We start from the raw sequence: 17,999 nt of genomic DNA on the forward strand, positions 1-17,999 counted from the left end.
TCTACTAAATTAACGTAAAAACTCCTATCATTTTTTTTGCCCCAGTTTAATAGACTAAATATAACAGGGACAGATAAGGAGTTTTCAGGATGAAAATTTATGAATTTTACCGCGGCAGTGCCAATATTACCTTAAATGGGAGCATAGCAGCGCTTGTTCCAGCAATTTTAATAAGTCTTGGAAACCTTTATTATTTTCAGGACAATGAGATTATGTTATTAACGATACCTTTTGTTGTCTATAGTTTTATTAATTTTCAACTCTATCTTTTTAGAATAAAACAATCTATTTCCATTGAGAGAAAAATGACTCAAAACCTAAACGATTATCAGCATATATTTCAAACCAAGAATCTTGTTGTTGTATTCATGAATCACCAGCAGCCCTGCGTGCATCTCTATTTTCCTAATGGACATCAAGCAGGTATGATTAAGAAATATAGGCAAAAGGGACACTTTCCATTCAGAAAACCAATTCTATATGCGTTATATAATCAACATGAACAGGCTGTTGGGTTTTATAAAATAAAGCAATTAAAGACATTAGTCATTGAGGTTTATGATCAAAATATGAAGTTTGTAGGCTGCTATGAAAAAGAAAAGTTATCTTGGTTCAAGAGTAAGAAAGAAATGATGGATGAGAATGGTCGTTTTATTGGCACAGTAGAAGGAGCAGCATATTATATGGATGAATGTGTTTATAATCCATCAAGGGAGCAGGTTGGGCGACTGCGACGGGGGTGGATGCCTTTTGAATGGAGTGATCGTTTTCCGGAACCTAATACGCCCGTTTTGTCACTTTCAGAAAACTTATCGGAAAAGGACAAGCTATTAAGGATGTCATTTTTGGTAAATGAATACTTTATTGAGAGGTAAGACAGTGTTAATCTTACTTAATATTTGATAGAATTAGGTATCAAAATTGCGGAGGTTTTTGTCGTGTTAATTGAGTTAATTAAAGGGCATGGTTCAGGAAATGATTTTCTTCTAATAGATGAAATAAACAATCCCTATTCCTTCTCAGAAGCAGAAAGAGCAGAACTTGCTAGTTTGTTATGTAATCGAACTTCGGATTTAGGGGCAGATGGTATTCTTTTTATTATGAACAGTGAGCATGCTGACGGAAGAATGAGGGTCTTTAACAGTGATGGATCAGAGGCATCAATGTGTGGAAATGGCCTTCGGCTGGTAGCTAGGTATATTTGTGAAATGAAAGGGTTAAGTGAAGCGGTTATTGAAACCATGAAGGCGGATTTAAAGGTTAGTAAACAACCAGAGATCTATCCTGCTGTGACTACATATCAAGTAGAGATTTCACCTGTTTCATTCCGTCTAGGGGATTTGCCGTTAAATCTTAATGAACCCAACTTAATAAATCAAAAAATTCCACAACTGTCACAGGAGTTAACATTTTCAGCGCTGGCGGTGCCGAATCCGCATTTAATATCGATTGTGGAAAGTGCGCATTTACAATCTGATATTCAGAAGCAGATTAGCGAATATGTGAATAATCCAAATGAATTATTCCCTGATGGAGTAAATGTCAGCTTTGTTAAATCTTTGGATGAAGGGAACATTTATGTAAATACTTTTGAACGCGGAGTGGGCTTTACAAATGCCTGCGGGACGGCAATGTCAGCATCGTCATTAGTCACCTGTCTACAAGGGTTAAATAAAGTAGAAGAAGTTATCCATGTCTATAATAATGGCGGTAAAGTGCAATGTGTTGTTCACGAAAACGATGAGGATTACTTTATTGATTTAATCGGAAATGCAACTTACTTATTCCAGGCAAGGGCAGAGGTGGATTTGGGGCTGAAAACGTTTAAAGTTAAGTCGAAGGAAGATTTTGCTGAACAGGAAACCTACGAGAAACTTCAGGGCGAAGCACAAGCGTATTTGAGGAATGCTGGATTATAAAATAGTTAAGGTCACATAGAAATTTTATGTGACCTTTTTGGTCTGTGCATACAGCCAAGAGTGGCCGAAGAGTACGTAGAGAATGAATTAGGTCAATGCTGATTTATGGAGAAAATTATAGATACCGAAATAAGAATAATTACAAGAGAACGGTAACTAAAAGAGGTCTATAGTGACCGAAACCAGATTCGAAGCAAGAGTAGAGTAACTATAAGAGGCTCATAGTGACCGAAACCGGTTTCGAACCAAGAACACGGTAACTATAACAGGCTCATAGTGACCGAAACCGTTTTCCAACCAAGAGAAGGGTACCTATAAGAGGTCTATAGTGACCGAAACCAGATTCGAAGCAAGAGAACGGTAACTAAAAAAGAGGCATAGTGACCGAAGCGTAATTCAAAACTACGAAACGGTCACTATAATGTATTATTTCTTAGCTTTTAATACCTCTAATACAGGCTCAAAAGCCTGGATCGATTTTGTCTGAAAGTAATTTTTAAACGGGTCGCCTTGTTTTCGTATACGATTCAAAGCAGTTTCCATTGTAAAGTGGACAGGATTCAGTTTGTCTGTCACTTCTTCCCAATAAAGCGGTGTTGCAACCCCGGCATGTTCATTTCCTCGCATCGAATAGGGGGCTACAATTGTTTTCCCTTCACTATGCTGGACGTAATCAACGTAAAGCCGGTTTCCGCGATTTTTTTTCATACGTTCGGTGGTAAATGAATCAGGGTCCTTTGAAATCAAATATTCAGCAACGAAACTCGTGAAAAGACGTGTATCTTCAAAGGAAAATACATCCTCAGGAAGTGGTAAATATATTTGCAATCCTTTATTTCCCGATGTCTTTACAAATCCAATTAGGTTTAATTGATCTAGGATCTCTTTAATAAGCAACGCTGCTTTTACTGCCAAGTGAAATTCTTCCTTTGAAGGAGGATCTAAGTCAAAGACAATTTCACTGGCTCCTTTACTATGAATGGTCTGAAAGGGGATATGGTATTCAATCGCTAATTGATTACCCAGCCAAATTAATGTTTTTACATTGTTACAAACAATATAGTCAATTCCCTCGTCCTGATGTGTCTGTACAAAATCTGGTGCATAATCTGGACAATTCTTTTGATAAAATGGCTCACCAAACATTCCATGAGGATAACGAATAACGGTCAAAATCCTATCCTTTAAAAAAGGCAGCATATAAGGAGAAATTTCTCGCAGGTACAGAATAAAGTCCGCCTTTTGTATATCATGATTCTTCCATAAAGGCTTATCTGGATGAGTGATATCCAGATCTTCTGGTAAGTTTTTTTGTTTAAAAATAAATTGTTCATATGTACATTCATTTGGCTTTAAATCAAACCGGAATTCATGAAAATGAGGCTCGCGGAGCTGGTTATCATAAAGTTCCAGATACTTTACCTCCAGACAAATAGCCGGGTCAACATAGATAAACTGACTGTCTTCCTGAACCATATTCTGTTTGATTGTACTTTGAAGTGCTGACTTCTCATCCGGTTTAAAACCAAATAAAACTTGGCCTATCCCATGAAGTTGTCCCTCTCTATAGACGCCAACATAAAAGTACCCATTTGCCTTTTCGAAAGCTGTAATAAAACAGGAGACGTATTTCCAATTCTTGTACTTTAACCACTGTAACGACCTTTTTCCCTCTTCCCATAGACTGTTTTTATGTTTAGCAATAATTCCTTCCCCATCCTGTAATACAACGTTTTCCCATAACTGATTAAAATCAGTACGTGCCTCTACAAGCTGAATTAATCGATCACTATATGGATCTGCTTCTATGGGTAGATTAAGTTGATTGAATAAGTTATACAGCTCATGCTTCCGTTTTTCAAACGGCTTCGAATGCATAGCTTTTCCTGCTAATACAAGGATATCGAAGACCATTAAGCGACAAGGCGATTTAGCTGCTTGTTCGGCTATTTTTTTAGCTGCTTTTAATCTGCCGCGAACCTGTATCGTCGAAAAATTTGCCTTATAAGGACTTTCTAGAAAAACTAGCTCACCATCAAGACGAAGGGGAAGGAAAGGTTGAAAAATTTTAGAATGAGATTCAAGGAATTCTTTTATTTCTGGGAACTGTGACATTAAAGGCTTATCATTTCTGCTAGTTAAGGTGATTCCGCTTTTATCCCAATTCAAAATAGCACGAAACCCATCATACTTAACCTCGTACAGCCAATCAGGTTGAATGCTTAGGTCAAAGGTTAGTGTTGGCAGCATCGGTTTCATTGGTGTGATTTCCTTTCTTTTTCTTTATTTTGTTACAAACGATATGGATTCATCCTTTTCCAATTGTTTTTAGGAATGGTGTGGGCATAGTAAAGCAAACCTAATAACAAAAAGATTGGAGAATGACGCGAATGCATACGATGTGGAAAGGCAGCATTAGTTTTGGGCTGGTGAATATACCTATTAAGCTTCATACGGCTACTGAAGATAAAGACATTAAACTTCGGACCCTGCATAACAAATGCCATGCTCCGATTAAATATGAGAAAATATGCACTGTATGTGAAGAAGAAGTAAAGCCAGAGGACATCGTTAAAGCATACGAATATACAAAAGGAAAATTTGTCGTGCTTGACCATGAGGACCTTGAAAAGCTCCGAAAGGAAAATGAGGAGAAGGCCGTAGAAATAATTGATTTCGTTAAGATGGAAGAAATAGACCCAATATATTTTGACCGAAGTTATTATATGTCACCGAATGAAGGTGGAGGTAAAGCCTACTCATTACTGCGAAAAGCTCTTCAAGAATCACAAAAAGTGGGAATTGCAAAAATCATTATTCGTTCCAAAGAACAAATGGCCGTTATTCGTGTATATGATAATACACTAGTAATGGAAACCATTCATTTTCCTGATGAGGTCAGGCGTGCATCTGATGTTCCCAATGTTCCCGCTGACGATAAAGTAACAGATAAAGAATTAGATACAGCAATTATGCTAATAGACCAATTAACTTCAGAATTTGAGCCTGAAAAATATACAGACGAATATCGAACAGCATTGCTGGAATTAATCGAAGCAAAACGTTCTGGTCAGGAAACGGTAACACCTACAGCAAAAGAAACACCTTCAAATGTGACCGATTTAATGGCCGCTCTGCAGGCATCCATTGATAGAACCAAGCCAAGAAGTGCAGGGACTGCAAGTACTGCAAGAAAAGAACCTGCATTAAAGGAAACAGCTGTGAAGAAAGAAACACCAGCAAAGAAGGAGACAATAGCCAAAAAGCCTGCGGCACCGAGGAAAAAAGCAGCACCAAAAGTAAAAAAGGAAGCATAAGATTAAAAACCGATTCGATGAATTCGAGTCGGTTCTTTTTTGAGTAATTAGTATTATAGAGGATAGTACTTTGAATCCAATTACTGGCATATTCTTATGGAAGAATAAAAATTTGGAGATGTACGGGGGAGAGGCAATGGCTTATAATGTGCTTTTGTTTGCAGATCCTGGAATTGATGACTCTTTTGCCATCATGTATGCATTATTAAATCCTGATATAAATATTGTCGGGATTGTCAGTGGATATGGAAACACACCGAAAGAGCAATCGTTAGAAAATACCGCCTATTTACTACATTTAGCTAAAAGAGAAGATATACCCATTATTGCTGGAGCAGCAGGTCCATTGTCTGGAGAACCTGTACAATTTTATCCTGAAATACATGGTCCAGAGGGACTCGGTCCAATTAAACCGCCCGATACTTTTAAATATACAAAGGTTTATGATTTTAACAAAATTCTTGAAATCATTAATCAATATAAAGGCAACCTGTTCATTGTCAATGTTGGAAGATTGACGGAGTTAGCACTCATGTTTATCTTATATGGAAATGGTGCATTAAAGGATGTGAATGCTTTTTATATTATGGGCGGTGCCTTTTTAGTTCCTGGTAATATTACAGCTGAAGCAGAAGCAAACTTTTTCTCGGATCCTATTGCAGCAAGAATAGTATTAGAGAAAGCACATAACGTCCATATATATCCATTAAACATTACCAATAAGGCTATTATTACACCGGAGGTAATTGATATTCTTGATAAAAACAGCCCTACATCCTTTAGACCGTTACTTAAACCTGCTTTTGATTTTTACTTCAAGGCCTATCAAAAAAATGTACCAGGTATTAAAGGAGCTCCGTTACATGATGTAGTTCCATTGATGGCGTTAACAAACCCTGAGATTGTCAGGTATATTCCGAGAAGGGTAAGGGTGGAGGAATTTGGAAATGCAAAAGGAAAAAGTATTGCTGACTTTCGCCCAAAACCAGATAAAGAACCGCCTCAAACCTTGGATTATATTGGTATGGAAGCTGATATTCAAAAGTTTATGATAAATTTAATGGATACCTTTTTAAAAGGAGATTTTGGAAAAAATAATTAATTATTATTTATTTATAGTAGCTTGTTAGTATGCTATACTATAAAATTAATTGACTTTTAGAGCAATTAAGGATATGATTAAGGTACGCTTTTAAGTTCGTGTAAATATTTATTGGTTTAAAGTAGTCGTAACTGCACGAAATGTGGGTGATGTCTATTGCCCGGAGAGTGCATTGCGGCTTTTTGATTTTTTAAATGGTTATAAACTTAAAGTGAACAAATCTTTGGGGGTACTATTCATGAACAACGGTAAAGTAAAATGGTTTAATGCAGAAAAAGGTTTTGGATTCATTGAAGCAGATGGAGGTCAAGATGTATTCGTACATTTCTCTGCTATCCAAACAGAAGGCTTTAAAACTTTAGAAGAAGGTCAAGCAGTTTCTTTCGAAATCGTCGAAGGTGCTCGTGGACCACAAGCTGCAAACGTAGTTAAGGCTTAAATGAAAAATAAAAAGGTGGTGCAATGATAAGGCATCACCTTTTTATCTTTATAAAAAGGTTTTTGGTTTGCAAAAAGTACAAGGGGTGATCATTTTGGCGTTTGGTAGAAGAAATGATGAAGAAGTAAAGCTTGAAGAAACTAAAATTTGGAAATGTAATTCAGAGAATTGTAAATGCTGGATACGTGACAATTTTAAGAGCACTGAAGTGCCCCTCTGTCCAATATGCAAAAGTGAAATGAGTCTAACGACAAAAGAACTGCAAGTCATTCATAATCATAGTAAAAACTTTATGTAAACATAAGAAAAGCAGGGGGAGTATTCCTCTGCTTTTTCTTATGAAACAATATTCTCTTTACAATAATTAAATACTAATAGTTCTTCATCTTCTTCTAGCTCAAAGTCTAAAACCTTTTCCGTTCCTCTTTCATATAGATGATAGTTAGAGATTTTTGGTCCATTGTCATCTACTACAAAAAGTACTCTTACTCCAATTCCTTTATCTGAAAAGAGTTCATCCTCTTCGTCTATATCAAGTTCAAGAAAAAATTCATAGCGGTCACCGCTTAATAAACCAAATGGATCTATAATTTTCTCAACTGTATGACCAGTAATATTCAATGGAATCATCCTTTGCCAATTATATTTTCTTTTTTATTATATACATATTTCGAGTCAAACTAGAAATAAAAGAGGTTTTTCGACAATAAATTGTTATCAAAATATGGATGACTTTTATGAATTAAATGTGAACGATGTTAAATTTAATATTTATTTAATAACAATAAAGTAAAATTGAACTATAAGGAGTCATAGAGAAAAGGCGTGAAAACTTGCTTTATTATTTGTGAAGAATTTCACAACTAAACTGATAAAGTGAAAAATAGTATAGGGAGTGACTATTTTGGGTCAAATAGGGTTCTATATTAACCAAAGTATTTGTCAAGGCTGTAAAGCTTGCAGTGTGGCTTGTAAAGATAAGAATAATACTGAAACAGGGATTAATTTCCGCAGGGTTTATACTAAAGAAGAAGGTTCGTATATACAGCAGCCTAATGGCGGGATTGTACATAATATTAAGTCGTATTATTTCTCGATTGCTTGTAATCATTGTGAACAGCCGGCCTGCCTTAAAAACTGTCCCACAGGTGCGATCGTAAAACGGGAGCAAGATGGAGTTGTAACGATTGACCAAGAAATTTGTGCAGGGGCGCAAGTTTGTGTCAGTGCCTGCCCGTATGGCGGACCGCAGTATAACAAAGAAACCTTCAAATCAAACAAATGTAATTTCTGTATTGATCTTCAAGAAAAAGGAGAAGACCCTGTTTGTGTCTCAACATGTCCGCTAGGCGCAATTGAATTTGGACCTATAGAGGAATTACGGAAAAAATACGGAAACATTAAACAAATCAAAGGCATGCCAAGTCCGAATATTACTAAACCAAACATTGTCATTACGCCTCATCGTGACGCTGCGCTTGTATAAGGACTTGAGTCAAATGAGTAGGTGGAAAGATGTCAGTTCTCATAAAATGGCTGGAGAGCCTGCATGAAGAAATCATTGTATCTTCTAGTTGTGTCAGAAAGCGAAACCGAAAGTCGACTTGCGAATATTGCCTTGAAATATGTGAGCATGAAGCCTTAAGTGTAAAGGGAAATCAACTGATAATCGATTCAAATAATTGTACATTGTGTGGTGAGTGTGTAATTGTCTGCCCGTTATCTGCAATAGAAGGTTTAGTAAATAATCGTACATTTGATAACGGTAGCCTGGTTTATAATACGGAATATGTGCCAACTATTAAAGAATTGCTCATTTATAAAATAAGAGGATTATCATCGATCCAAACACAAAAGCCACTAAATAAAGAATGGGAAACTGCGTTAACGAAGTCAAATAATATATTAGAATTGCTTGGTGAAAGTCCTATTATTGTTACCGAAAAAGTCTTGGGTGAAATGCTATCAAGAAGAGCTTTATTTAGTTCACTTCAAAAAGAGGGAAAACAGCTCGCAAAAAACATGGCTCCTGCTGCATGGAAGATGGAGAAAGATGATTGGAAATTAACTAAGTATTATCCGGACTATCAATTTTACTCTGTTAAAATAAGCGAAGACAAATGTACTCTATGTCAGGTTTGCTTTTCACTCTGTCCTGAAAACCTATTTCATATTGAAGGCACACAGCTTTTGATTGACCATGAAAAATGTGTAGATTGTACGTCTTGTACGGATGTTTGCCCGGAAAATGCGATAGAGATTGTACCTGACATTAAAAGAAAAAGTAAAAACAAAAAAAATATCACTCATAAATCTTGCAAGGATTGTGGTCATACCTTTTACACATTTAAAGAAACAATTGAAAAATGTCATATATGCATCAATCGAGACTCTGATTGGTTAAGTCCTTATTAGATTGAAACCTGCTATCAGGTATCATATATTTTGCTCCATTTGGACAAATTAAAGCCATCTTATTGTGGGTGGTGAGAATGTGACAAAACGGAACATTAAGACAAAATCTGGTCTTCAAACAGCAAAAAGTTTAACCAGCTCTGAGTTTGCCAGCGAATTGACTTCAAATAACAAAAAGGCTAAAAAAGAAAAGCCTCACACATAAAATAATCAAAGCGCTGGGGAGCCCCAGCGCTTTATTTTAACTTTTTGCGTGTGGTTTTATCGCGATTAAAGCTACTAATGCCGCGAGGATGCTGAGTCCGCTAAGAGTTATGAAAATCCAGTAAGTAGCTAGTTTCATTAACAAAGCAATAATCGGAGGGCCGGCTGCTACTCCGATAAATCTCATTGAACTGTAGATGGAGGAGATTGTACCTCGCTCTTCCTTCTCAATACCTTCCGTAATTAAGGCATCCAAACAAGGGAGACCAATCCCAATCCCAACCCCGGCAATTAAAAACATACTTATCATAAACCAGAGCTTTATCGAAAACCAGAGAGCTAATATAGATAAAGCTGCTGCAATTATTCCTCCAAAGGTCAGCCATTTCATCAGAACTTTATTCTTTTTGATTGTCTTACCTGCAATAAAGGAAGATAAACAAAGTGCTCCAAGCGGTAAAGCTAAAAATAGACCTTTTTTAACATCTTTGATCCCATACTTTGTTTCAAAGATTTCAGATAGGTAAAATAATATCCCAAAAAGCACTAACATCAGGATTCCGCCAATGAAAAAGATTGCGTATAACCACTTGCCTTTTTCAGTGAAGGTTTTCTTTATATTTGTAAAGAATTGTTTAAATGGAACCGGTTTAGCCGGCTCTGGGCATTTCACTAAAAGCATAACCATAATAACAGAGATTGTGCAAAACACTGGGAATGAAAAGAATGGTAAAAACCAGATAAATCCTGCTAAAACAGCCCCTAAAATTGGGCTGAGAACCTTCCCAAACGTATTGGCTGTTTCAATTAACCCTAAACAGCTGCTGACATCATCGTCATTTTTGAACATGTCACCCACTAAAGGCAGAACAATTGGGGCAGCGCCTGCTGCTCCTACCCCTTGAAGGGCCCGGCCTACTAAAATTAACCAATAGGCATTGTCCAATTTCCAAGCTGCCCACCCGGATAGTAAACCTCCAATTCCAGCTATGATGAGACTAGGTATGATCACCTTTTTTCTGCCTATATGGTCAGATAGGTAGCCAGCGACGGGTATTAAGAAAATGGCTACAATCGAATAAACGGTAATAACCATACTTGTTTGAAACGAAGATATCGATAATTTTTTTTCCATTGAGGGCAGTACGGGTATTAACATAGAATTCCCTAATGTCATTACTAACGGAATGGATGAAAGGGAGAGTATTGCCCATTTTTGTTTTGATACTTCACCCGATTTTTTCTTTTTTCCGGCTGAGGAGGATTTATTTTTCACAGCCTTAGAACTTGGGCATAATTGTTCAATATGATCCATTTTTCTTCTATCCCGCCTTCATAATGATGTGCTATTGTTAATATTGACATCTTCATTTCAAAATAACTATTAAATAGCTATCCTTTAAATGGAATAAAAATGGTTATTTTAAAATTGAATTTTCTAATAATTGATGTTGACATGAGCATTACATTTAGTTTATTATAAAAATCAATACGAAGGGCATTGATGAAGAGTAGTAACTTTTACGGATTCTTTAAGAGAGCTGATGGGTGGTGCAAATCAGTGTAGACGTTTAAGTGAATGGACTTCGGAGCCTCCAAACCGAACCTCCTATAGGGTCAGTAGGCTTTGGCGAAATCCTCATCGTTACAAGAGGCAGATATTAAAGCAGTTAAACGCTTCGATATCGGTAAAGTGAGCTGATTTTTGGCTAATGAAGGTGGCACCACGGGTTTCCCGTCCTTTTTGGATGGGGGGCCCTTTTTGTTTTTTTATAATAAATAAAATCGTTGAACAAGAGTAGTACACTTATTTCATTCTTTTTTCAGAGAGCCGGGGATGGTGCGAGCCCGGTAAGAATGGATTTGTGGAATGGACTTGTGAGAGGCTGCTTGAACCTAAAGTAGGGCAGCACGGAGTTCCGCCGTTAAAAGGATAGGGTATCGGACCTTAAGAGGTACTGTACTCGAAAGAGGAAGCTGTTTAAGTACCAGCTTCAAAAGGAGGTGGCACCACGACTTAGAATCGTCCTCTATATGCATAATTTTTTAATTATGCATATAGAGGACGATTTTTTTTATTTTCTTAAGAAGGGATGTAAAGCAAATGAAAACGAAAAATACCTTTTTTCTAAAGGAATTAAAAGGAGATACATTCACTCCTATCTCTATACTGCAGAAAATTAGCGGAGACAAAAAATTCTTATTAGAAAGTTCACATAAATACAATGACTCAGGGCGGTACTCATTCATTGGATCTGATCCTGCTTTTGAACTCATTTCCACAGGTGACAAGAATGAAATACATTATCGAGATGGCAAAAGAAAAGTTTTACAAGGAAATCCTCTTGAATTGATTAAGAACTTGCTGCCCAAGGTAGAAGATAACCCTTTTCCGTTTATAGGCGGGGCAATGGGATATGTTGGTTATGATATCATCCGTCAATATGAAGTGATTGGCGAGGAGTATCCTAATGGCCTGCAAATGCCGGATGTTCATTTAATGTTTTATGAAGAAGTAATTGTTTTTGATCATTTAGAAGAGAAAATTACCATTTGTGGAATATCGCTTACGGATGATTATGATAAAGATTTACTTGAAAAAAGAATAGAACAGAGACTGGAGGAGCTTAAACAGCCTGCCCTTTTTCAGGATGACAAACCATTTCAATTTACTGGCTTTCAGTCGGAAACCTCAAAAGAAGAGTTTATTGAGAATGTTGAAATTGCTAAAGAACATATAAAAGCAGGTGATATTTTTCAGGTAGTTCTCTCTAGACGAATGAAGTCAACTTTCCAAGGCTCGCCGTTATCACTATATCGTAAACATCGTGCAAATAACCCTACACCATATATGTTTTATCTTGATTTCGACGATTATACGGTAATTGGTTCTTCTCCAGAAAGCCTTATTAAGACTAGAGGTCGACAGGTGTATGCCAATCCAATTGCAGGTACAAAAAGAAGAGGAAAAACAACGGAGGACGATGAGCGGATTGAAAAAGAATTGAAGAGTGATGAAAAGGAATTGGCGGAGCATAAGATGCTCGTTGACCTCGGAAGAAATGATTTAGGCAGGGTTTGTGAATTTGGATCTGTAACGGTCGATAAGTATATGCAGGTTGAAAAGTTCCGTCATGTCATCCATCTTGTTTCAGAAGTCAGCGGAACATTAACAAAAGACCATAGCAATCTTGATGCACTAGCTTCCTGCCTGCCTGCAGGGACAGTTTCCGGAGCACCGAAGATTAGAGCAATGGAGATTATTAATCAATTAGAGAAATCCAAACGAGGACTTTATTCCGGTGCAATTGGCTATTTATCCGCCAACGGTAATATTGATTTTGCCTTAGCTATTCGTACGATGATATTAAAGGATGGAACAGCTTATATACAGGCGGGAGCAGGAATTGTACATGACTCAGATCCAGAGTCAGAATACGAGGAAACGATAAATAAATTAAAAGCCTTTTTGGAGGGAGAACAATGATATTACTTATTGATAATTTCGACTCCTTTACATTCAATCTTTATCAATACTTAGGAGAATTAGGAGAAACCGTTTCTGTTATTAGAAATAATCAACTGACTATAGAGCAAATAAGGGAAATGAATCCGAAAGCTATCATCCTGTCCCCAGGTCCTGGAAAGCCGGAAGAAGCAGGAATATGTATTGAGGTCATTCAAAAATTATATCAAGAATTTCCTATCCTAGGGATTTGTTTAGGACATCAGGCAATCGGGGCTGCCTTTGGCAGTGAAATTAAAAGAGCATCCTTCATCAAACACGGAAAAACATCACAAATCACACATAATGGCTTCGGGATTTTTTCCTATTTACCATCACCATTAGAGGTAATGCGTTATCATTCTTTGGTGGTCGATAAAGATACTCTGTCTTCAGATTTAGAATGTGTTGCACAATCTATGGATGACCAAGAAGTAATGGCGATAAGACATCGATATTACCCAGTATTCGGGCTGCAGTTTCATCCTGAATCAATTGGAACACCATCTGGAAAGCAATTGCTCAAAAACTTTTTAACTCAGATAGAAGGGAAGATGAAAAATGAAGAATTTTCTACTCCAATTAGCTGAAGGTGGATCCTTTACAGAACCACAAATGAAGGAGGCTATGGACCTGCTATTAGGTGAAGAAGTTTCTGAAAGTGAAATTGCAGCCTTTTTAATGGGTTTGAAGTCAAAAGGTGAAACAGTGGAAGAAATTACCGGTATTGTCAAAGGTCTTAAGGAGAACACACTTCCTTTCCGAAAGAAATTTCCAAATGTAATTGATAATTGTGGTACCGGAGGGGATGGTTCTTCTAGTTTTAATATAAGTACCACTTCAGCCTTTGTAATTGCAGGTGCAGGTATCCCTGTTGCAAAACATGGAAACCGAAGCATTTCAAGCAAAACTGGAAGTGCCGACGTACTTGAGTATTTAGGGGTGAATTTAAATTTACCAGTGGAACGAACAGAAGAGATTCTCGATGAAATTGGGATTGCCTTCTTATTTGCACCGCATGTACATCCTAAATTAAAAAAGATCATGACTGTACGAAGACAACTGAGAATTCCAACTGTTTTCAATTTTATCGGACCCCTTACCAATCCTATTGACTTGGACTATCAAGTACTTGGTGTTTATCGGAAAGATTTATTACCGGTGTTTGCAGAAGTTCTGCAAAACCTAGGCCGTAAACGTGCAGTAGTCATCAATGGTGCAGGGTCTATGGATGAGGCGTCGCTGCAGGGTGAGAACTATCTTACTTTATTAGAGGACGGTGTTATTACTACTCAAACTTTTGTACCGGAGGAAGCAGGGCTTCCGCAATATGATAACAGCGCAATCAGGGGCGGAGATGCAAAGGAAAATGCAGTTATTCTCAAGAAGGTCCTAACAGGGGAAAGAGGAGCACCTCGAGATACAGTTCTATTAAATGCAGGGTTAGGAATATATACAAGTGGAAAAGCTGCCAATATTGTTGAGGGAATCAATATCGCTAGAGATGTTATTGATTCTGGAGCAGCATACGAAAAATTACAGAAAATAATTGAATTGACAGCTAAAGCTCAAAGAGAGGCGATATAAGTGGAAACCATATTAGATCGTATTATTAAGGAAAAACAAAAAGAGGTACTAAACCTGCGTGATGGAGATTTAATAGAAGTAGAAGCGAGGCCAAAGAGATCCTTTATCCAAAAATTGCAGAATAGTGTTGAAATATCGGTCATCTCCGAATTTAAAAGGGCTTCTCCGTCTAAAGGAATGATTAACAATGGAGTGGAACCTGAAAATCAAGCAAGTAAATATGAAAAGGCAGGGGCATCTGCTGTTTCAGTACTAACGGATTCAACATTCTTTAAAGGCTCATTTTCTGATTTAAGGGCTGTTAGGGAGGCAGTTGATTTACCCATCCTTTGTAAGGATTTTATTATTGATTCAATTCAAATTGACCAGGCAAGAGCGTATGGTGCGGATATTATCCTGTTAATTGTTGCAGCACTAGACGAGAACAAGCTGGCACACTTGTATCAGTATGCAATGAATTTGAATCTAGAGGTGTTAGTCGAGGTTCATAATCAAGATGAATTGGAAAAAGCACTGAAAATTGGCGCACAACTTATTGGCGTTAATAATCGTGACCTAAAGACTTTTAACGTCTCACTTGAAGTTACAGAGACTTTGGCAAAACCAATAAAAGATGCTGGAGCCTTTCTAATTAGTGAAAGTGGAATCCACCACAAGGAAGATGTGGAGAGAGTTAGAAATGCTGGTGCGAATGGAATTTTGGTTGGTGAAGCATTAATGAAGAGTCCGGATTTAGCTAAATCCTTTCAAGACTTCAGATTACCATTAATTGGCGGGATTAAAATATGAAGGTGAAAATTTGTGGCATTACAGACCTTACTACTGCAATGGCAGCTGTTGACTATGGCGCTGATGCACTAGGCTTTGTTTTTGCAAAAAGCAAGCGCAGAATTACTGAAATTAAGGCAAAGGAGATTATTGGCCATTTACCAAAAGAGGTATTAAAGGTTGGTGTTTTTGTGAATGAGTCAATAGATAGGATAGAGGAAATTGCATCAAGCGTGGGTCTTACTCATGTACAGTTACATGGCGATGAAACGCAAGCCATTAGTGATTCGCTTTCATACCCGGTTATAAAAGCGATAAGTATTCATGATAAACAGAGCATTCATTCTGGTAAGGATTTCAAATGTGAATATGTTTTGATTGACGGCCCTAAAGGGAAATACAGAGGTGGAAATGGCCTTTCCTTTGATTGGAACATTGTCTCTTCAAAGGATTTTCAAGATAAAAAAGTGATTCTTGCGGGCGGGTTACATGCAGAAAATGTGGAAGAAGCAATTAAGCTGATTCATCCATATATGGTCGATGTCAGCAGCGGTGTTGAAAGTGACGGAAAAAAGGATTTAGACAAAATTCAAACATTCATAATTAAGGCAAAGAGGAGCCATACAGGAGGAATAAAAGATGAATTCATATACACTGCCGAATGATAAAGGGCAATTTGGAATTTATGGCGGAAGATTTGTACCAGAAACATTGATGAAAGCGGTTCTTGAGCTGGATGAAGCTTATAAAATTGCAAAGGAGGACCCAGCCTTTCAAGCAGAAATAGATGGATATTTATCGGAATATGTTGGGAGAGAAACTCCGCTTTACTTTGCAAAAAATCTTACAAAATATGCTGGCGGTGCACAAATCTATCTTAAACGGGAGGATCTGAATCATACGGGTGCCCATAAGATTAACAATGCAATCGGTCAGGCACTTTTAGCTATCAGAATGGGTAAAAGAAAAATTGTTGCTGAAACGGGTGCAGGTCAGCATGGGGTGGCGACGGCAACTGTATGCGCCTTATTAAATCTAGAATGTATTATTTTTATGGGAGAAGAAGACATCAAAAGACAGGCGTTGAATGTTTTTCGCATGGAGCTGCTTGGAGCTAAGGTTGTTAGTGTTACCTCTGGCAGCGCTACCTTAAAAGACGCAGTAAATGAAGCTTTACGCTACTGGGTTGAGCATGTAGATGACACCCACTATCTTTTAGGTTCAGTAATGGGGCCGCATCCATTTCCAGTTATGGTTAGAGATTTTCAAAGTGTTATTGGCAAGGAAACGAAGCAGCAGTTTTTAGTACTGCAAGGAAAGCTTCCAGAAGCAGTGGTTGCATGCATCGGCGGGGGAAGTAATGCTGCTGGAATGTTCCATCCGTTTATTGAGGATAAAGAAGTTAGTCTATTTGGAGTTGAAGCAGCGGGACAAGGGATTGATACAGCTTACCATGCTGCATCACTGACAAAAGGAAAACCAGGAGTCCTGCATGGTGCATTAATGTATTTACTGCAAGATGAGGAAGGACAAATTATTGAAGCGCATTCTGTTTCAGCTGGGCTGGATTATCCAGGAGTTGGACCTGAACATAGTTACTTAAAAGACAGTGGCAGAGCAGAATATCGTTCAATTACAGACAAAGAAGCACTGGATGCATTTCAGCTTCTCTCAAAGCTGGAAGGAATCATCCCTGCACTTGAAAGTGCTCATGCCATCGCCTTTAGTGTTAAACTTGCTGCTGAAATGAAGGAAACAGAGAATATCGTTGTTTGCTTGTCCGGCCGCGGGGATAAGGACGTAACAGCTGTTAAAGAAAGGTTAGAAAGGGAGAGGTTATAATGAATAGAATTGAACAATCATTCAAGTCGTTAAAAGATCAGAATCGGAAGGCTTTTATCCCCTATATTATGGCTGGTGATGGTGGACTGAACAACTTGACAGATCGACTTATTACTTTAGAAAAATTCGGTGCTACACTCATTGAAATTGGCGTACCTTTTTCTGATCCTGTTGCAGACGGTCCGACCATCCAGCAAGCAGGCATAAGGGCACTCCAAAATGGAACCACACTAAAGGGAATTATTAAAGAACTTAGAAAGGCAAGGGATGTAGTGTCCATTCCTATCGTCCTTATGACGTACTTAAATCCTATCTATTCATATGGGATTTCAACATTTGCACAAGATATTGCGAATGCCGGTGTTGACGGCTGTATCATTCCAGATCTTCCGATTGAAGAAGAGGACCTTATTACAGGTGAATTAGAAGATTTCGGAATTGAATTAATCCGACTTGTAACGTTAACATCACCAAAGGAACGAATCAAAGAAATATCTAATCGCGGCAATGGATTTTTATATAGTGTTACCGTAAAAGGAATAACGGGAACGAGAAACGAATTTGATCAAGAAGTGATAGAATTTTTAAAGAATGTAAAAGAAATTAGTCCTATTCCGGTAGTCGCTGGATTTGGAATTTCAAATGAAAAACAAATCCATGAATTAACAGCCCATTGTGATGGAGTGATTGTCGGAAGTAAGATTGTAGATTTATTATATAAGGATGATTTAAACGGGTTAGAAAACTTTATGTCAGTTCTTAAACCTGCAAAAAACATCAGATAGGAGAAAAAATCTACTCATTATGAGTGGATTTTTTTGGTCTAGTGCCATTTGTTACAGCATCGCTATAGATTATTTACTATAATTTTGGTTAGAAGAATAAGTTTGGTACGTTAGGA

At 37.6% G+C, this 17,999-nt stretch carries 19 protein-coding genes and 2 other annotated features; of the genes, 16 read left to right on the forward strand and 3 right to left on the reverse strand.

Annotated elements, in window-relative coordinates; genetic code table 11:
* Positions 1-89: 89 nt before the first annotated feature.
* Together SFC47_RS22260 and dapF are read left to right on the forward strand one after the other, a co-directional pair.
* Complete coding sequence (locus tag SFC47_RS22260) at positions 90-875, forward strand: hypothetical protein (protein ID WP_411256744.1); 786 nt, start codon at positions 90-92, stop codon at positions 873-875.
* Between the two features lie 63 nt (positions 876-938).
* Positions 939-1,919 carry a diaminopimelate epimerase gene (gene dapF / locus SFC47_RS22265; RefSeq protein WP_411256745.1) on the forward strand — a complete coding sequence of 327 codons (981 nt, stop codon included), beginning with the start codon at positions 939-941 and terminating at the stop codon, positions 1,917-1,919.
* A gap of 426 nt (positions 1,920-2,345) precedes the next feature.
* On the opposite strand, the gene SFC47_RS22270 is transcribed toward dapF, so the two are convergent.
* A complete protein-coding gene (locus tag SFC47_RS22270) occupies positions 2,346-4,178 on the reverse strand; it encodes a DNA ligase D (protein ID WP_411256746.1) in 1,833 nt (610 codons plus the stop codon).
* Positions 4,179-4,309: 131 nt separating this feature from the next.
* Here SFC47_RS22270 and ku point away from each other — a divergent pair, with 131 nt between their 5' ends.
* The 4 genes from ku (at position 4,310) to SFC47_RS22290 (ending at position 7,075) form a co-directional block, all read left to right on the forward strand.
* Positions 4,310-5,236 (forward strand): non-homologous end joining protein Ku, encoded by a 927-nt coding sequence (ku, locus tag SFC47_RS22275; protein ID WP_411256747.1) that lies wholly within the window; start codon positions 4,310-4,312, stop codon positions 5,234-5,236.
* A 136-nt stretch (positions 5,237-5,372) separates the two neighbouring features.
* Positions 5,373-6,338, forward strand: coding sequence for a nucleoside hydrolase (locus tag SFC47_RS22280; RefSeq protein WP_411256748.1), 966 nt, complete (start codon positions 5,373-5,375; stop codon positions 6,336-6,338).
* 238 nt (positions 6,339-6,576) lie between these two features.
* A complete protein-coding gene (locus SFC47_RS22285; RefSeq protein ID WP_307194848.1) occupies positions 6,577-6,777 on the forward strand; it encodes a cold-shock protein in 201 nt (66 codons plus the stop codon).
* A 94-nt stretch (positions 6,778-6,871) separates the two neighbouring features.
* Positions 6,872-7,075 carry a cold-inducible protein YdjO-related protein gene (locus SFC47_RS22290; RefSeq protein WP_411256836.1) on the forward strand — a complete coding sequence of 68 codons (204 nt, stop codon included), beginning with the start codon at positions 6,872-6,874 and terminating at the stop codon, positions 7,073-7,075.
* Between the two features lie 38 nt (positions 7,076-7,113).
* On the opposite strand, the gene SFC47_RS22295 is transcribed toward SFC47_RS22290, so the two are convergent.
* Positions 7,114-7,407 (reverse strand): DUF6509 family protein, encoded by a 294-nt coding sequence (locus tag SFC47_RS22295; protein ID WP_411256749.1) that lies wholly within the window; start codon positions 7,405-7,407, stop codon positions 7,114-7,116.
* Between the two features lie 274 nt (positions 7,408-7,681).
* Here SFC47_RS22295 and SFC47_RS22300 point away from each other — a divergent pair, with 274 nt between their 5' ends.
* The 3 genes from SFC47_RS22300 to SFC47_RS22310 all read left to right on the forward strand — a co-directional run bounded on the left by SFC47_RS22300 (position 7,682) and on the right by SFC47_RS22310 (position 9,397).
* On the forward strand, positions 7,682-8,263 hold the full coding sequence (locus tag SFC47_RS22300; protein WP_486348381.1) for a DMSO/selenate family reductase complex B subunit: 582 nt from the start codon (positions 7,682-7,684) through the stop codon (positions 8,261-8,263).
* Between the two features lie 29 nt (positions 8,264-8,292).
* Positions 8,293-9,192 carry a 4Fe-4S dicluster domain-containing protein gene (locus SFC47_RS22305; RefSeq protein WP_411256751.1) on the forward strand — a complete coding sequence of 300 codons (900 nt, stop codon included), beginning with the start codon at positions 8,293-8,295 and terminating at the stop codon, positions 9,190-9,192.
* Between the two features lie 79 nt (positions 9,193-9,271).
* Entirely contained in the window at positions 9,272-9,397 is a 126-nt protein-coding gene (locus SFC47_RS22310; protein WP_411256752.1) for a hypothetical protein, read from the forward strand.
* A 36-nt stretch (positions 9,398-9,433) separates the two neighbouring features.
* On the opposite strand, the gene bcbE is transcribed toward SFC47_RS22310, so the two are convergent.
* On the reverse strand, positions 9,434-10,711 hold the full coding sequence (gene bcbE, locus SFC47_RS22315; RefSeq protein ID WP_411256753.1) for a bacillibactin exporter BcbE: 1,278 nt from the start codon (positions 10,709-10,711) through the stop codon (positions 9,434-9,436).
* 177 nt (positions 10,712-10,888) lie between these two features.
* Positions 10,889-11,142, forward strand: a binding site (T-box leader).
* A 33-nt stretch (positions 11,143-11,175) separates the two neighbouring features.
* Positions 11,176-11,430: a binding site (T-box leader), on the forward strand.
* A gap of 70 nt (positions 11,431-11,500) precedes the next feature.
* Here bcbE and trpE point away from each other — a divergent pair.
* The 7 genes from trpE to trpA are packed head-to-tail and all read left to right on the forward strand — an operon-like array spanning position 11,501 to position 17,883.
* Positions 11,501-12,883 (forward strand): anthranilate synthase component I, encoded by a 1,383-nt coding sequence (gene trpE, locus SFC47_RS22320; RefSeq protein ID WP_411256754.1) that lies wholly within the window; start codon positions 11,501-11,503, stop codon positions 12,881-12,883.
* Positions 12,880-13,491, forward strand: coding sequence for an anthranilate synthase component II (locus SFC47_RS22325; RefSeq protein WP_411256755.1), 612 nt, complete (start codon positions 12,880-12,882; stop codon positions 13,489-13,491). Before trpE ends, SFC47_RS22325 begins: the two co-directional genes overlap by 4 nt.
* Positions 13,463-14,488 (forward strand): anthranilate phosphoribosyltransferase, encoded by a 1,026-nt coding sequence (gene trpD, locus SFC47_RS22330; RefSeq protein ID WP_411256756.1) that lies wholly within the window; start codon positions 13,463-13,465, stop codon positions 14,486-14,488. The genes SFC47_RS22325 and trpD overlap by 29 nt, the downstream gene beginning before the upstream one ends.
* A complete protein-coding gene (gene trpC / locus SFC47_RS22335) occupies positions 14,489-15,277 on the forward strand; it encodes an indole-3-glycerol phosphate synthase TrpC (protein ID WP_411256757.1) in 789 nt (262 codons plus the stop codon).
* The gene (locus SFC47_RS22340) at positions 15,274-15,921 is read left to right on the forward strand and encodes a phosphoribosylanthranilate isomerase (RefSeq protein ID WP_411256758.1); all 648 of its coding nucleotides are present in this window, start codon (positions 15,274-15,276) and stop codon (positions 15,919-15,921) included. The genes trpC and SFC47_RS22340 overlap by 4 nt, the downstream gene beginning before the upstream one ends.
* Positions 15,896-17,098 carry a tryptophan synthase subunit beta gene (trpB, locus tag SFC47_RS22345; protein ID WP_411256759.1) on the forward strand — a complete coding sequence of 401 codons (1,203 nt, stop codon included), beginning with the start codon at positions 15,896-15,898 and terminating at the stop codon, positions 17,096-17,098. Before SFC47_RS22340 ends, trpB begins: the two co-directional genes overlap by 26 nt.
* On the forward strand, positions 17,098-17,883 hold the full coding sequence (trpA, locus tag SFC47_RS22350) for a tryptophan synthase subunit alpha (protein WP_411256760.1): 786 nt from the start codon (positions 17,098-17,100) through the stop codon (positions 17,881-17,883). Before trpB ends, trpA begins: the two co-directional genes overlap by 1 nt.
* Positions 17,884-17,999: the final 116 nt, after the last annotated feature.

It is taken from the genome of Neobacillus niacini (assembly GCF_046591715.1).
In the GTDB taxonomy this organism is placed as follows: Bacteria; Bacillota; Bacilli; order Bacillales; family Cytobacillaceae; genus Neobacillus; species Neobacillus niacini_L.

Excerpts from the sequence above, each read along its gene's own strand:
- SFC47_RS22260 (WP_411256744.1), top strand. The coding sequence starts at position 90 with ATGAAAATTTATGAATTTTACCGCGGCAGTGCCAATATTACCTTAAAT.
- SFC47_RS22270 (WP_411256746.1), bottom strand. The coding sequence starts at position 4,178 with ATGAAACCGATGCTGCCAACACTAACCTTTGACCTAAGCATTCAACCT.
- ku (WP_411256747.1), top strand. The coding sequence starts at position 4,310 with ATGCATACGATGTGGAAAGGCAGCATTAGTTTTGGGCTGGTGAATATA.
- SFC47_RS22280 (WP_411256748.1), top strand. The coding sequence starts at position 5,373 with ATGGCTTATAATGTGCTTTTGTTTGCAGATCCTGGAATTGATGACTCT.
- SFC47_RS22285 (WP_307194848.1), top strand. The coding sequence starts at position 6,577 with ATGAACAACGGTAAAGTAAAATGGTTTAATGCAGAAAAAGGTTTTGGA.
- SFC47_RS22295 (WP_411256749.1), bottom strand. The coding sequence starts at position 7,407 with ATGATTCCATTGAATATTACTGGTCATACAGTTGAGAAAATTATAGAT.
- SFC47_RS22305 (WP_411256751.1), top strand. The coding sequence starts at position 8,293 with ATGTCAGTTCTCATAAAATGGCTGGAGAGCCTGCATGAAGAAATCATT.
- bcbE (WP_411256753.1), bottom strand. The coding sequence starts at position 10,711 with ATGGATCATATTGAACAATTATGCCCAAGTTCTAAGGCTGTGAAAAAT.
- trpE (WP_411256754.1), top strand. The coding sequence starts at position 11,501 with ATGAAAACGAAAAATACCTTTTTTCTAAAGGAATTAAAAGGAGATACA.
- SFC47_RS22325 (WP_411256755.1), top strand. The coding sequence starts at position 12,880 with ATGATATTACTTATTGATAATTTCGACTCCTTTACATTCAATCTTTAT.
- trpD (WP_411256756.1), top strand. The coding sequence starts at position 13,463 with ATGAAGAATTTTCTACTCCAATTAGCTGAAGGTGGATCCTTTACAGAA.
- SFC47_RS22340 (WP_411256758.1), top strand. The coding sequence starts at position 15,274 with ATGAAGGTGAAAATTTGTGGCATTACAGACCTTACTACTGCAATGGCA.
- trpB (WP_411256759.1), top strand. The coding sequence starts at position 15,896 with ATGAATTCATATACACTGCCGAATGATAAAGGGCAATTTGGAATTTAT.
- trpA (WP_411256760.1), top strand. The coding sequence starts at position 17,098 with ATGAATAGAATTGAACAATCATTCAAGTCGTTAAAAGATCAGAATCGG.